The organism is Enterobacter soli ATCC BAA-2102, from assembly GCF_001654845.1.
Taxonomy (GTDB): domain Bacteria; phylum Pseudomonadota; class Gammaproteobacteria; order Enterobacterales; family Enterobacteriaceae; genus Enterobacter; species Enterobacter soli.
Window position 1 is genome coordinate 170,877 of record NZ_LXES01000049.1, and the last position, 14,708, is coordinate 185,584.

The window sequence follows — 14,708 nt, forward strand, 5'->3', positions numbered from 1 at the left end:
GCTCAAGGAGTTCGCATGTCTGGTTGGTTCGAATTAAGCAAAAGCAGTGATGGTCAGTTCAGGTTTGTTCTTAAAGCAGGTAACGCTGAGACCATTCTCACCAGTGAGTTGTACACCACCAAAAGTGCCGCTGAAAACGGCATTGCCTCTGTGCGCACGAATAGTCCGTCAGATGAACGTTATGAGAAGAAAACAGCCACCAACGGCAAGTTTTATTTCAATCTCAAGGCGGGCAATCATCAGGTGATTGGTACCAGCCAGATGTACGCCTCTGAACAATCACGTGATAAAGGCATAGCATCCGTTAAAACAAATGGCCCGACCCAGACCGTAAAAGACCACACCTGACGGTGATGGCGTTCGCCGGGTTAGTGGTGTCACGACCCGGCGCTTTACCTCCCTGCCCCGCAGCGCTACAATGCCCGCCCTTAATGTGGGGGATCTCCCCTTACCGCTGCACCTTGTGCACGCGGATCTGACCTGTCATCAGAACGAGAACAAACATGTTTAAACCGGAACTCCTTTCCCCGGCGGGAACGCTGCAAAATATGCGTTACGCTTTCGCTTATGGTGCCGATGCTGTTTACGCGGGCCAGCCGCGCTACTCACTGCGCGTGCGCAACAACGAATTCAACCACGAGAACCTGCAACTCGGCATCAATGAAGCACATGCCCTGGGCAAAAAATTCTACGTGGTAGTAAACATCGCGCCGCACAACGCCAAGCTGAAAACGTTCATCCGTGACCTTAAGCCGGTAGTGGATATGGGGCCAGACGCGCTGATTATGTCAGACCCGGGTTTAATCATGCTGGTTCGGGAGAACTTCCCGGAAATGGATATTCACCTCTCGGTGCAGGCCAACGCCGTCAACTGGGCAACGGTGAAATTCTGGAAACAGATGGGGCTGACCCGCGTCATTCTGTCTCGTGAGCTTTCGCTGGAAGAAATTGAAGAGATCCGCACCCAGGTGCCGGATATGGAAATCGAAATTTTCGTTCACGGCGCGCTGTGCATGGCTTACTCCGGCCGCTGCCTGCTCTCTGGCTATATCAACAAGCGCGACCCGAACCAGGGTACCTGCACCAACGCCTGCCGCTGGGAATACAACGTCCAGGAAGGCAAAGAGGATGACATCGGGAATATCGTGCATAAGCACGAGCCTATCCCGGTCACCAACGTCGAACCAACGCTCGGTATCGGCGCACCCACCGACAGCGTGTTTATGATTGAAGAGGCCAAACGTCCGGGCGAGTACATGACCGCCTTTGAAGACGAACACGGCACTTACATCATGAACTCCAAAGATCTGCGCGCCATCGCCCACGTTGAACGCCTGACCCAGATGGGCGTGCATTCACTGAAAATTGAAGGCCGTACCAAGTCCTACTACTACTGCGCCCGCACCGCTCAGGTCTACCGTAAAGCCATCGACGATGCCGCAGCCGGTAAACCGTTCGACACGTCCCTGCTGGAAACGCTGGAAGGCCTGGCGCACCGCGGTTATACCGAAGGCTTCCTGCGCCGTCATACCCACGACGACTACCAGAACTACGAGCACGGCTATTCGATCTCTGAGCGCCAGCAGTTTGTCGGCGATTTCACCGGCGAGCGCAAAGGCCCGTTGGCTGCGGTTGCGGTGAAAAACAAATTCACCAAAGGCGACAGCCTGGAGCTGATGACCCCGCAGGGCAACATGAACTTCCGCCTGGAGCATCTGGAAAACAAGAAAGGCGAAGCGATTGAGGTGGCTCCGGGTGACGGTCACGTTGTCTGGCTGCCAGTCCCGGAAGAAGTGGATCTGGAATTTGCTCTGCTGATGCGTAATTTCGACGGAGAAAGCACCCGTAATCCGCACAACAAATAGTTAATAATGGGTATTTTTTCAGGTTGGGATGATTCTTAGAATCGGATCACATACCGCTTCGTTCAATACGGGTATTATCCACAGCGCTGAAAAACATAACCCATAAATGCTAGCTGTACCAGGAACCACCTCCTTAGCCTGCGTAATCTCCCTTACGCGGGCTTATTTTTTGCCCTTCTCTCTCCTCAATCCAGGCAATAAGTTCGGCTATCTGATTCTCTGAAAACACCGCAATGCCGTTATCCGAGAGCAGAGAAGCCGCTACCCCCATACCCGCTTTACGGACACCGCGAAAAGATCCATCGTATATAAACTGGCTGCCGCAGGTTGGACTGCCCTCAGTTAACAACGCAGCGCTACAACCTGACGTTTGAGCGGTACGCAGCGCGAGCCAGGCTGCAAGCAGATACTGCTCAGTGACATCCTGCCCGCTATTTTCGATGATTCTGGCTTGCCCGTGCATTACGTCTTTGCCATCAGCCAACATGATCTCCGCCGGGGGACGAGGAACAGGCAACCCCGCAGCCAGTTCAGGGCAATGGATAACCAGCCGTTGCTCCTGCTGCCAGCGGGCAAGTTGAGCACTCAAATGTGCTTTTGCACTTCCGTTATAACGGACCTTAAAACCCATCAGGCAGGCGCTCACCAGAATTTTATTGATCATCATTTCCCTGGAATTTCGTTGAGGTCATCTCGGATTGTAACATCATGAAGTATCCACATTTCGTCCTGTTCTTACCCGCTTTTTTCCTCCCTGAGATACACTTTTGATAAAGCAAAAAAGGGAGCAATGCGGATGGCAACCTATCCAGCCAGTTTATTAATTCTGAACGGCAAGAGTGCCGGTAACGATATCCTGCGTCAGGCTGTGGTTAACCTGCGAAACGACGGCGCCTGTATTCACGTTCGTGTCACGTGGGAAAAAGGCGACGCCGCCCGGTATATTGCCGAGGCGTGCGAGCTTGGCGTGGACACCGTGATATCCGGCGGTGGCGACGGGACTATTAACGAAATTGCCACCGCGCTGATTCACCTGGAGACGGCCCAGCGCCCGGCAATGGGCATTTTGCCACTCGGGACGGCGAACGATTTTGCCACCAGCGCGGGGATCCCGGAGGATTTGGCGAAAGCGCTCCAGCTGGCCATTCTTGGAAAAGCCACTGCTGTGGATATCGCTCTGGTGAATGATAAAACCTGCTTTATCAATATGGCGACGGGCGGATTTGGTACGCGGATCACCAGTGAAACGCCGGAAAAACTGAAAGCGGCGCTTGGTGGTGTCTCTTATCTGATCCACGGCCTGATGCGGATGGACACCCTCAAACCGGATCGCTGTGAAATCACCGGAGATGATTTTCACTGGCAAGGGGATGCGCTGGTGATCGGCATCGGCAACGGGCGTCAGGCTGGCGGCGGGCAGCAGTTGTGCCCGGGGGCGCTGATCAACGATGGTCTGTTAGAACTGCGTATTTTCACCGGCGACGGGCTTTTGCCTGCGCTGTTCACTACCCTTACTCAGCCACAGGAAAGCCCGAATATTATCGACGGTCAATCGGCCTGGTTTGAGGTCAATGCCCCGCACGGGATGACGTTTAATCTCGATGGCGAACCGTTGAGCGGAGAGCGGTTTCGCATCGAAGTTTTGCCTGGCGCGCTGCAGTGCCGGTTGCCGCCGGACTGTGTGCTTTTGCGCTGATGTTTTGCCGGGTGGCGCTTCGCTTACCCGGCTAAAGACCGCACAAACCTAATACACCGCCACCTCCCGCGCCATCTCGCGTGAGTACTGCTGGCTGGCATTCACCAGCATCCGCGTATAGTCGGTTTTGGCTTGCCCGGCCACCAGCGCGTCCACGGTCAGGCTTTCGAGGATTTTACCGTACTGCATCACCGCCACTTTCTGGCACAAATGCGCGATAACGCCTAAATCGTGCGTCACCATCAGGTAGGTCAAATTCGACTCCCGCTGTAATTCCGCCAGCAAGTTCAGGATCTCCGCCTGTACCGACACATCCAGCGCCGAGGTGGGTTCGTCCAGCAACAGCACCTGCGGCTCCAGAATTAACGCCCGGGCAATCGCCACGCGCTGACGCTGCCCGCCAGAAAGCTGATGCGGATAACGGTCGCGAAACGCCCGGTTCAGCCCGACTTTATCCAGCAACGCATGAATGCGCCGGTCCCGCTCTTTGAAACCGTGGATTTGCAGCGGTTCTTCCAGAATATCGCCGATGGTATGACGCGGATGGAGCGAACCGTACGGATCCTGAAACACCATCTGCACCCGACGGCAGCGTTCCTGGGTGATACGTTTTTCCAGCGGCTTGCCGTCAATCGCCAGCTCGCCGTCCCAGTGGGTAAACAGCCCGGCCAGGCATTTGAGTACCGTGGTTTTGCCCGAACCGGACTCCCCCACCAGCCCGTAAATTTCCCCCGCTTTCACGCTGATGTTGACGTCATCCAGCACCTGATTGCGCTTCTCACCCTCGCCAAACGCCAGGTTAAGGTGGTTAATCTCGATCATCTCTGCTCCTTACTCGGTGAGCCAGCTGGCCTGACGCTGCAAGACCGGCAGCGTCAGGCGGCGATGGTTGATTTCCGGCAGCGCGCTGATTAAGCCCTGCGTATAAGGGTGCTGCGCATTGTGCAAATCTTTTGCCGCAATAGACTCCACCACGCGCCCGGCGTACATCACCAGCACCCGGTCGCAAAAACTGCGCACCAGGTTGATATCGTGACTGATAAAAATCAGCCCCAGACCGCGGGACTGCACCAGGTCATCCAGCAAACCGAGCACCTGCAAGCGCACCGATACGTCCAGTGCCGAGGTCGGTTCGTCGGCAATGACCAGCTCCGGATCGGTTATCAGCATCATCGCAATCATGATGCGCTGCCCCTGCCCGCCGGAAATCTCATGCGGATAGAGGTGATACACGCGCTCCGGCTGGCGAATGCGCACCACGTCGAGCATCTCCAGCACTTTGGCTTTCGCCTCCGCTTTACGCCCCGGATGATGGGTCAGCCAGGCTTCGGCAATCTGGTCGCCCACGCACACCACCGGGTTGAGCGAGTATTTCGGGTCTTGCATGATCATCGAGATCCGCTTACCGCGAATGGCACGCATCTGCGCTTCACTGACGGTACGTAAATCCGCATCGCCAAACTGCATCCGGGTAGCGCTGATTTGCGCTTTCGCCGGATGCAGGCGCAGCAGCGCTCGCCCGACGGTGGATTTCCCGGAGCCGGATTCACCGACGATCGCCAGCTTTTCACGCCCGAGCTGGAAAGAGACACCGCGCACGGCGTGAGTCACTGCGCCGCCGTTGATAAAATCGACGTGGAGATCGCGCACGTCGAGCAAAGGGTTATTCGCTGCGAGGATCGAGGATGTCACGTAAGCCATCTCCTAAGAAGTTAAACGCCAGACTGTTGATCAGAATTGCCAGCCCCGGAATAGTCACCACCCACCAGCACTCCATCATGTAGGTACGACCGCTTGAAATCATCGCCCCCCACTCTGGCTCCGGCGGCTGCGCGCCAAGGCCGAGGAAGCCCAGCCCGGCAGCGGTCAGGATGATCCCCGCCATGTTCATGGTGATACGGATAATCACCGACGGCAGGCACAGCGGCACAATGTGGCGCCACAGTACACGGACAGATGATGCCCCCTGTAAACGCACGGCAGAGATAAAATCGGCCTGCCGCAGGGAAAGCGTTTCGGCACGCGCCAGGCGGGCAATCGGCGGCCAGGCGGTCAACGTAATGGCGATTACCACGTGTTTCAGCCCAGGGCCGAGCGCCGCCACAAATGCCAGGGCCAGCACCAGGCTTGGGAAGGAGATAAAAATATCGGTGACGCGCATCAGTACCGCATCCACCTTGCCGCCAAAATAGCCAGCGGTCACACCCAGCAGCAGCCCAAGCGGCCCCACGGTCACGGAGACCAGCAGCACGATATAAAGCGTGATGCGCGAGCCATACACCAGGCGGCTGAAGATATCGCGACCAAACTCATCGGTGCCGAACCAGTGCTGCGCATTCGGTGCCACCAGCGCGTTGTTCAGGTCTTGCACCAGCGGGTTATAGGGCGCAATCACCGGCGCGAAGGCTGCAACAATCAACAGCAGCAGAATAATGCCGCCACCAATGGCGGTGAGTGGATTACGCGCCATTTTGCCAATGAAGCCTGTGGCGCGCCCGAAAGCACGTTTGATACGCTGGCGGCCTTCAGACTGCCCGGTCCCCAGCGGCGAATCCAGAGAAACGGTCATGATTTCGTCCTCGGGTCAAAGAGTTGATACAGCATGTCGGAGAGCAGGTTGAGCATCACAAAGATAATGCCCACCAGCAGCACGCAGCCCATTACCGCATTCATATCGCCAAGCAGCAGGCTGCCGGTGAGATACGAGCCAAAGCCTGGCCAGGAGAAGACGGTTTCAATCAGCACCGCTCCTTCCAGCAGCGAGCCGTAGGCCAGCGCGACGACCGTCAGCAGCTGGACGAGGATGTTGCGAAACGCGTGATTCCAGATAACCTGACGCTCGGTTAAGCCTTTTACCCGCGCGGTGATGATGAACTCCTGCGACAGCTGCGCCAGCATAAAGCTGCGGGTCATACGGCTGATGTAGGCCAGCGAGTGAAAACCGAGCAGCGAAGCCGGCAGCACCAGATGGTTAATGGCGTTCCAGAACACTGCACTGTTTCCGGCCAGCAGCGCATCGACGGTCATCAGCCCGGTGCGACGCGGAACTAACCCGTCCAGCCCCAGATCCAGACGCCCTGCACCGCCTACCCAGCCAAGCCAGGCGTAGAACAGCAGCAAGCCCATCATCCCCACCCAGAAAATCGGCGTGGAGTAACCTGCCAGGCTGATGATACGTACCACGTAATCGGAAATGCTGTTGCGACGCGCCGCCGCCAGCACGCCCAGCGGAATGCCGAGGCCTGCGCCGACGATAATCGCCATCGTCGCCAGTTCCAGCGTGGCCGGGAAGACGCGCAGGATATCTGCCGTCACCGGTTTGCCGGTCAGCAACGCATTGCCCAAATCACCGTGCAGCAGGTTATTCAGGTAAATGCCAAACTGGGTCAGCAATGATTTATCAAATCCCAGCTGGTGATACACCTGCTGATAGGTGCTGTGGTCTGCATCCGGGCCGACAATCGCCAGCACCGGATCGACAGGCATCACACGGCCGATGAAAAAGGTCAGCAGCAGCAGGCCAAACAGTGTAATGACAACCTGCGTCAGCCGTTTTGAGAAGCGCCGGGTACGGGAGCCGGACGCGAGGATCGCCACACTCATTGTTCACCTCCGGTTTTGTAGACTTCACGCAGGAAGGTGGTGGCCGATGGGTGCGACTGGAAGTTTTTCACCTCGTTGCGCACCACCACGGAATCGACCATTTGCGAGAGCGGGATCATCGCCGGGATCAGCTCGTCGTAACGCACCTGGATCTGCTGGTAATCGGCTACCTGTTTTTGCGGATCGCGCTCCAGCAAAGCTTTATCGATCATCTCGTTGAGCGGTTTATCGTAGAAACTGGTTCGCCAGCCCTGGAAGTTAGTCAGCCGGGCTTCATCGCTGTTGTCCGGGTTGTAGACCAGCGCACGCAGGCTGGAGTGTGGATGCGGCTCTACCCCACTGCCGCCGCGCCCCACCAGCATGTCGAACTTACGCTCGCGCATGGCACCGTAAATCTGGTTGCCGGTGCCGGTGATGATTTTGGCGTTGATGCCCGCCTGCATCAGGGTCGACTGCACAGCGATAGCAATATTGAGGAACGGCTGATCCGCCAGCACGCGCAGGGTGGTATCGAATCCGTTCGGGTAACCCGCCTCTGCCAGCAGCTTTTTGGCGCGCGGAATATCCAGCCTGTAGCCAGGGTCCGGCAGCGTGGACGGCATTCCCGCTTTGATCGGACGCTGATGCAGCACGCCGTAACCCGGCATCAGCGCTTTGTTGATGCCCTGATAATCAATCAGATAGCGCACCGCCTCGCGCACTTTGGCGTTGGCGAAATGGGCCTCTTTCATGCTCATGGCAACGTAGTAGACCGTGCCTTTCTGTACCGCTTCAACGGTGAGCTGCGGGTCTTTACGCAGGGCATTGATGTCCGCCACCGCCATGTTGTTGGCAATGTCGAGGTCGCCTTTTTCAATCATCAGGCGCAGGGTTTGCGACTCCTGAAAATGGCGCAATACCACGCGGCTCATCTTCGGCTCATCACGCCAGTAGTGCGGATTACGCTGCATCCGCAGCACATCTTTCGCCTGCCAGGTTTCCAGCATGAACGGGCCCGAGCCTGCTTCGTTGGTGGTGAGCCAGCGGTTGCCCCAGTCGTTGTTGGCTGCGTGCTGCTGCACGGTTTTGCTGTCGAGCACGCCCAGGTTACCCAGCGCACCCAGGGAGTAGATCACCAACTGCGGGTCATTGGCTTTAGGCAGGACGATTTGTACGGTGTAATCATCCGGGGCGCTGACCTGTTTATCGATATTTTTCTTGCTGAAACCGTAGGACTTCCACACCGATGCCTGGGCAAGATTCAGGTGCAGCAGGCGGCGCATCGACCAGACTACATCTTCCGCCGTCAGCGGATTGCCGGAGTGAAATTTCACGTCATCACGCAGGTGGAAAGTCAGGGTTTTACCGTCCGGGGCAATATCCCAGGACTTCGCCAGCACGGGCCTGACGTTGGTGAGTTCGTTCGGATCAAGCTCTACCAGGGAATCGTAGAGGTTAACCACAATGCCGACCACTTCGTTACCGGTCATTGCCGCCGGGTCGAGCGTCAGCAGGTTGTTCATATTCATGCCGATGATGAGCTGGTCGGGCGGCGTTTTTGCGTACGCCGCGCCGCTCCCCATCATCAGCGCGAGCGCGAGTAAACACGCTCCGGCCAAGGGAGTTCGTTTCATGTATATATCGCCTGTAGGGTACGTTTTTATCTGTCAGTCGTGGCTGACGGTATTGGCTTCGATATATGCAAAATTAATGTCTTCGCCCAGTCCCGGGCGGGTCGGCAGGCTGACCATGCCGTTTTCATCCATCGGGTCGACCAGGCTGTTGAGGTACGCCGCCGGTTCGTCGTAGTCGAGGAACGGGTGCAATAACCCCCGTTCGTACCAGCGGCAGTTTTTGATTGCGCCGATCACCGCCAGGCTTGCCGCGCCGTTACCGTGAACTTCGCAATCCATCCCGAACGACTCGGCCAGATGCGCCACTTTCAGCGTTGGGGAGATACCGCCCACGCCATTTGCCCCGGCACGCAAAATGTCGCACGCCCCGGCTTTGACCCAGTCCGCACGGCTGTGGTGTTTTCCGCCCAGGCTTTCCGGCCCGATAATCGGGATCGACAGGTTTTCCGCCAGCCACACGTAGGAGGCCATGCTCTCTTCTTCCATTGGTTCTTCAAACCAGGCGAAGTTGAGTTTTTCCAGCTCTTTACCGATGTAGAGCGCTTCCGTACGGCTGTACCAGTGGTATCCATCGATCATCAGGTCAATATCCGGGCCGACGGCTTCACGCACAGCGGCACAGGCTTTGACGTCCATTTTCGGGTTCGGGGCGAAGGAGACCGGCGGCATCCAGGTATGCAGTTTGATGGCCTTATACCCGCGCGCCACCAGCTTTTCGGCAAAACTGGCGTACTCTTCCGGAGTCGACAACCCGCCGGGCAGATCGTCGCCGCACATGGTGCTGCCGTAAGCCGGGACTTTGTCGCGGTAGCCGCCCAGCAGTTTCCAGACCGGCACGTTGAGTTTGCGGCCAATGAGATCCCACAGCGCCTGTTCAACGAAGCCCAGCGCGCGCTCGGTCAGTTGATGCGCGCTGCCGCGCTGCCAGTGCGCCAGATCCTGCCAGATGCGTTCGCGGTTGAACGCGTCCTGCCCGACCAGCACCTTGCGAAAGAAGGTGTTGACCACAAAGGGACGCACCACTTCCTGCGGCGCGAACGAATACCCTTTGGTGCCATCGTCTGCCGTGATGGTCAGCATCGCCATTTTGGCCATGCTTTCCGGCCCTGGATGCGAATGCCCGGCGCTGTCGGAAACACGACGCGTCGGGAACTGGAAGACGGTGACGTTTACAGATTCTATTTTCATTATCAGTCCTTAACACTACAGAGGTTCAGAGCGACTTTTTAATTTGAAAAGCTGTTTCGAAACTAACTTTAAGCGCAAAATTCGTCCGCTGCCTTAGACAAATTCCGCTAAGCATCGGCCATTTTTTGTGCATATGCACGGAAGGGAGTGACAGTTTTCACAAAAGGGATCTGAAATGTGATGTCGATCGGGACGGGTGTTTGAATGAAATGAAATGTTATTTCGAATTGAATCAGATGCTGTCTGATTGCCTAACCCCAGCCCTCTCCCACAGGGAAGGATGTCAAAATAATTGAACAAATAGTGAGGCTATTTAAGTTATAACAAATTAATTTTATTAAATTTTTAGCCATTGCATGAGTTAGTTTTGCTCATTACATAATAGTTTAAGAAACAGTTTATTTGAACTAGTTTTGAACTTGAACTGCGAATAAATATGCACTCATTATGCAAGGGATATGAATAATGCAAATCAACTTTACGACGAAAGCGCGTGATAATCTTTCTCCAAAACCCGCCGCTTACATAGCGTATCATGCAAGCGGCGAACGCGGGACGGGACGTACAGGAGTGCGTGTCTATTCGTCTGGACGTAAAACTTTCGTCTATCGCCATTTCGTAGGTAAAACAGCAAAATTTCAGACACTGGGTGAAAACCCTGCAATGTCTATCAGTAGCGCTCTTGAGAAGTTTGAAAGCCTTTCTTTATGTTCTGATGTGCTCAAAGTTACTAAAACAAGCGGTACGCTTGCTGATCTGTTTGAGGCCCACAAAACCGATTTTATAGCTTCCGGTAAACGCACATACCACCATTACAAAACTCTGCGCTCCACAATCGCAGCAAGCGGTCTGTTGCCGGAAACAACAATTGCGAAAAAAATCACTTCAAACGATGTAAGAGCAGTTCTCAATTATGTTTATCAACACACACAAAAGCGAGCCTGAGTTAACCAGATCCGTTCATATATGCATACTCTCTTTGGTTTTGGCGTTAAGTGCGACAAGTCCCCGCTAATGGACAAGCCTGATATTGTGTTTGATATTCCGTTTAACCCCGTCTCTGCAATACCGGTGCTCACGGTTAGCGAGGAAGAACAATATGTCGGTGAACGTTTCCTGAGCTTCGATGAACTGGCCCTGCTACTCAAAACAACTAACGAACATTTCTTTAATGCCGACGTTGCTGTACTTATCCAGCTAATCTTTTTTTGTGGGGGTCAACGTCCGTATGAGATCATGGCCCTGCCAAAGAAATACTATGATAAGAAAAACTGTATACTTTCTGTACCACCGTCAATATCAAAAACAAAAAAATGGTATCACTTCATTCTTTGCAAAACAGCTATTGAATTAATAGAACTGATGATTTCACGATATCCAGATCATGAGTATTTATTTCCTAATCGAAATTATGAGGGGAAACTGGCTAATTGGGAAAAAAAAGTAGCTACTGGTAAACTGGATGAGGATTCCATTGCCCCTGCAAAATTGATGAATAATGAATTACTTTCGAATAATATTAAACGCTTTTGTGAGAGAAAAGTTGTTGATTCATTTATTCCGAGAGATTTTCGTCGCACTTTTAAAACATTGGGTGGACAATTAAAAATCACAAAAGAAATTCGTGACAGAATTCAGCACCATTCTTTACATGACGTATCATCAGTCCATTATGACAGATATGATTACAACGAAGAAAAGCTGGAAGCACTTTTGAAATGGGAAAATAAACTGCATGAGTTAATGAAGTTCTAAATCAGTTATTCTAAAAAAACCATCACCACCAGTAATGGTATGCAATATATAATTCTTTGTGGTGATGGTTTGATTATTAGTTACTTTTCCCCACGTAATAAATGTGATCTCCCCCTCAATTCTCTTATGTGAAATGTATAATATTTCACAGTCAAAATGACATTTAATTATTACCGATTCAACTGATGGAGAAGGCCAATATTATGGCGAGAGGGTATTTTTTGACGGTGGGCTGTCAAACAACTTGTGGTGGCTCAATCATTACAGGTTATGCGCAACATTCATTAACAGGGCAACCTACAGCCAGAAATGGAGATAAATACATATGTGGAGTTGATAAACAGGTTCATACCATTTTGGGCGGAATTCCGTTCTATTCTGTAGATGGTGTAGCAGCAGCAGGTACTTTGCATAGTCGGGGAAGTTGTGATTGTAAATGTGAATTTATCCCTTCTGATTATTCGATGTCTTATGATGATGATGAGCCTGTATCAAGACCTCAAACACATCAATCGTCCATACCAACGCCGATAGCACCAAAACCGGCGGCAGCACCAACTTTCTCACCTCAGCCACCAGCAGCTATACCTCCAAAACCAATTTCCTCTGTGCCAGTGAAAGAGGAAGAACAGCGCGAACCAGTAGATGCCGGGTATTGTATACTCCCATATGGAAGCCACACCCGAGCATATGATCCCTATCTGTTTCTGAATCCACCCGGCGGCGTGCGCGAACTGTATTTTTCATTGAACGGTGAAGATAAGCAGTATAAAGCCGGTTCTATCCTGCTCATTGTTGACCCGGAGAAGCAGGACGAGAAACAAATAGCGCACTTGCAAGCTGCGAAGGAACGAATTGACACAGCCCTGGCCCCGCTTTCACATCAGCAGGCGCGATTTCTGTTTAAAAATAAAGACACCATTGAAATGTTTGCTGCCGCTGCCAGTAAAACCAGCGAGATTTACGGGTACTCAGGACAGGTCACAGAAGCAGCAAAGGGATATTTCCAGCAGCTTGAAAATATCCTCGTCAGTATCGAGAAATCCTATCAAAACCACTACATCACCAGTGGGGCGTTGATCAGTGAGCAGTTTTACGTTGAGCGCCGTCAGTTGTTTGGTCAGCTTGATAGTGTCCTTAAAATGTTCTCAAAGCACCGTTTCATGTTCAATGAATATACCGACCTCAAAAAATCACTTGGTCTCTCAACCCATGCAATTACCCATCGCTGGAATGAAACAGGGGTAAACGATATTGAAGGTTATGCGACTCATATCGAGAAGCTGGCGAAGTACGTTAAGATGATGGAAACTGCCGGGAAGATTGGCGTTGGCCTGGCTGCATTAGATACTGCCGCTAAAATCACGGAAGCCTGCGCTACGGGCCGGGAATGTGCAAAAACTTCATTCACTTCAATTGGTGAGTTTTCTGGTAGCATGTTAGGAGGATTTATTGCCGCGAAAGCTGTTGAAAAGGGTGCAGCAAGCGTAGTCTGCTCTCTCATTTTAGGTGCAGCAACAATTGAAGCTGGCGGCGCGGGAGCATTACTGTGTACATTAGGTGTTGCAGGGGGAATAGCATATGGAAGTGATAAAACATTAAATCCTGCGTTGGGAAAAATTGGTGAATGGTCCGGGGAAAAATTAGGTCTTTATGAGATAAATAGTGATGATTAGCTTAAAAGACATAGCAATAATAAGCGGTTTACTTGCTGTATTATTTGGAATAATGAGCGTTATAATATCCATGCTGAATCGAAAGAGATATAAAGAAATATGTGCTTTATATCTAAAAAAATTTGATTCCCTGCCATGGGCAACACAAATTTACGATAACGTTAATAGTCTTTACGTGAAATCTGCATATGGCATGAAAACAGATTTTATTTTCAGACCTTTGATTTGGAATAAAAAATCAAGTTTTTCCAAAAATGATGATAAGGATTTTATTCGTGGATTACCCCAACGTCTAATTAGACCATTTTATATAGAGTATTTTATCACCGCTGTCAGCTTTGTTTTTTTTATAACTACTGCAATTTTGGTCTTTATTATTACACATAAATAATTCAATTATCCATGTGTAATACAAAAAACAAGCCCATAAAGGGCTTGTTTTCTTATTCTAAAAAGCATCACTCCCTCAACAAATATCACTCACACAATCATTCCTAAACCTGATAATTTATTTCCTGAACTTCATCACGAACATTAAATTAAATGTCGACATTCTAATTTTCTAAACGTTCAGACGTTCGAACGTTTAGAGTGTGTTTAACTAACTTAATAAGGACATATCGATGGTTAATATAGTTCATTGCCGCGTAGATGACAGACTTATTCATGGTCAGGTTGCCACCGCCTGGCTTCCACACACTAACGCTAATCTGTGCCTGGTCGTAAATGACAGCATTGCAGTTAATGATGATAAAAAACTTTTGCTACAAATGGCTCTGCCCGAAGGAATTCAGTTGCGCTGTTTTTCAGTAAAAAAAATCATTGAGATAATCAATAAAGCCGCTGACCACCAGCGTATGTCATTCTCTGTGAAAACGTACAAGATGCTGCTGAACTCGTTAAAAGTGGTCTCTCCATTAAATCCGTAAATCCAGGAAATTTGGGCGTTCCGTCCCGAATTTTCTAAGCTGCCTGTGCGGCGGTCTGTTATATACTATCGTCGTTCTAATCGTTGCCAATCCCATACTAAGCACGTGGTTTGTGCATACATAGTACTATCTGAATGACAGATAGCATAAAACATGCATAAAAGAGAAAACCGACTTTTGAGGGGTTTTGTTTTTTGAACTTAAACTTGAACTTAAAAAAAACTGACTGTTACCAGGCTTGTTTAAAGGCATGATTTAAAAGAATTTATTTTGAAGAAATTCAAAACCAGCCCCCTCTCCCGCGGGGCTGAGGGATCCCCAGAAATGTTTGTCTTTATTCAGCGATGACATTACGCCATTGAAATAAAAAACTTACCGCAGCT

General features: G+C 51.7%; 15 protein-coding genes. 8 read left to right on the forward strand and 7 right to left on the reverse strand.

The annotated features are described in order from the left end of the window. Positions 1 to 15: 15 nt before the first annotated feature. Together M987_RS20420 and trhP are read left to right on the forward strand one after the other, a co-directional pair. Positions 16 to 348 carry a YegP family protein gene (locus M987_RS20420; RefSeq protein WP_014070965.1) on the forward strand — a complete coding sequence of 111 codons (333 nt, stop codon included), beginning with the start codon at positions 16 to 18 and terminating at the stop codon, positions 346 to 348. A gap of 155 nt (positions 349 to 503) precedes the next feature. Continuing rightward, entirely contained in the window at positions 504 to 1,865 is a 1,362-nt protein-coding gene (trhP, locus tag M987_RS20425; RefSeq protein WP_014070966.1) for a prephenate-dependent tRNA uridine(34) hydroxylase TrhP, read from the forward strand. Between the two features lie 133 nt (positions 1,866 to 1,998). Here the strand turns inward: trhP and M987_RS20430 are convergent, their stop codons facing one another. Beyond that, positions 1,999 to 2,529 (reverse strand): 2-thiouracil desulfurase family protein, encoded by a 531-nt coding sequence (locus tag M987_RS20430; protein ID WP_014070967.1) that lies wholly within the window; start codon positions 2,527 to 2,529, stop codon positions 1,999 to 2,001. 132 nt (positions 2,530 to 2,661) lie between these two features. Here M987_RS20430 and yegS point away from each other — a divergent pair, with 132 nt between their 5' ends. Next, complete coding sequence (gene yegS, locus M987_RS20435) at positions 2,662 to 3,561, forward strand: lipid kinase YegS (protein WP_014070968.1); 900 nt, start codon at positions 2,662 to 2,664, stop codon at positions 3,559 to 3,561. Positions 3,562 to 3,609: 48 nt separating this feature from the next. On the opposite strand, the gene M987_RS24535 is transcribed toward yegS, so the two are convergent. The 6 genes from M987_RS24535 to M987_RS20465 are packed head-to-tail and all read right to left on the reverse strand — an operon-like array spanning position 3,610 to position 9,965. After that, complete coding sequence (locus M987_RS24535; RefSeq protein WP_014070969.1) at positions 3,610 to 4,383, reverse strand: ABC transporter ATP-binding protein; 774 nt, start codon at positions 4,381 to 4,383, stop codon at positions 3,610 to 3,612. A 9-nt stretch (positions 4,384 to 4,392) separates the two neighbouring features. Next, positions 4,393 to 5,253, reverse strand: a complete 861-nt coding sequence (locus tag M987_RS24540) for an ABC transporter ATP-binding protein (RefSeq protein ID WP_014070970.1) — start codon at positions 5,251 to 5,253, stop codon at positions 4,393 to 4,395. Then, positions 5,225 to 6,130 carry an ABC transporter permease gene (locus M987_RS20450; RefSeq protein WP_014070971.1) on the reverse strand — a complete coding sequence of 302 codons (906 nt, stop codon included), beginning with the start codon at positions 6,128 to 6,130 and terminating at the stop codon, positions 5,225 to 5,227. Before M987_RS20450 ends, M987_RS24540 begins: the two co-directional genes overlap by 29 nt. Beyond that, positions 6,127 to 7,164: an ABC transporter permease gene (locus tag M987_RS20455; protein ID WP_014070972.1), complete on the reverse strand. Its 1,038-nt coding sequence runs from the start codon at positions 7,162 to 7,164 to the stop codon at positions 6,127 to 6,129. Before M987_RS20455 ends, M987_RS20450 begins: the two co-directional genes overlap by 4 nt. Then, a complete protein-coding gene (locus M987_RS20460; RefSeq protein ID WP_014070973.1) occupies positions 7,161 to 8,777 on the reverse strand; it encodes an ABC transporter substrate-binding protein in 1,617 nt (538 codons plus the stop codon). Before M987_RS20460 ends, M987_RS20455 begins: the two co-directional genes overlap by 4 nt. A gap of 33 nt (positions 8,778 to 8,810) precedes the next feature. Further along, positions 8,811 to 9,965 (reverse strand): mandelate racemase family protein, encoded by a 1,155-nt coding sequence (locus tag M987_RS20465; RefSeq protein ID WP_014070974.1) that lies wholly within the window; start codon positions 9,963 to 9,965, stop codon positions 8,811 to 8,813. Positions 9,966 to 10,430: 465 nt separating this feature from the next. Here M987_RS20465 and M987_RS20470 point away from each other — a divergent pair, with 465 nt between their 5' ends. From M987_RS20470 to M987_RS20490, 5 genes are all read left to right on the forward strand, one after another. Next, positions 10,431 to 10,910, forward strand: a complete 480-nt coding sequence (locus M987_RS20470) for an Arm DNA-binding domain-containing protein (RefSeq protein ID WP_041162089.1) — start codon at positions 10,431 to 10,433, stop codon at positions 10,908 to 10,910. 69 nt (positions 10,911 to 10,979) lie between these two features. Continuing rightward, complete coding sequence (locus tag M987_RS20475) at positions 10,980 to 11,720, forward strand: site-specific integrase (protein ID WP_162271228.1); 741 nt, start codon at positions 10,980 to 10,982, stop codon at positions 11,718 to 11,720. 185 nt (positions 11,721 to 11,905) lie between these two features. Continuing rightward, a complete protein-coding gene (locus tag M987_RS20480; RefSeq protein ID WP_245551552.1) occupies positions 11,906 to 13,396 on the forward strand; it encodes a PAAR domain-containing protein in 1,491 nt (496 codons plus the stop codon). Next, on the forward strand, positions 13,389 to 13,787 hold the full coding sequence (locus M987_RS20485; RefSeq protein ID WP_041162091.1) for a hypothetical protein: 399 nt from the start codon (positions 13,389 to 13,391) through the stop codon (positions 13,785 to 13,787). The genes M987_RS20480 and M987_RS20485 overlap by 8 nt, the downstream gene beginning before the upstream one ends. A gap of 232 nt (positions 13,788 to 14,019) precedes the next feature. Further along, positions 14,020 to 14,325: a PTS sugar transporter subunit IIB gene (locus M987_RS20490; protein ID WP_014070976.1), complete on the forward strand. Its 306-nt coding sequence runs from the start codon at positions 14,020 to 14,022 to the stop codon at positions 14,323 to 14,325. The last annotated feature ends 383 nt before the right edge of the window (positions 14,326 to 14,708 follow it).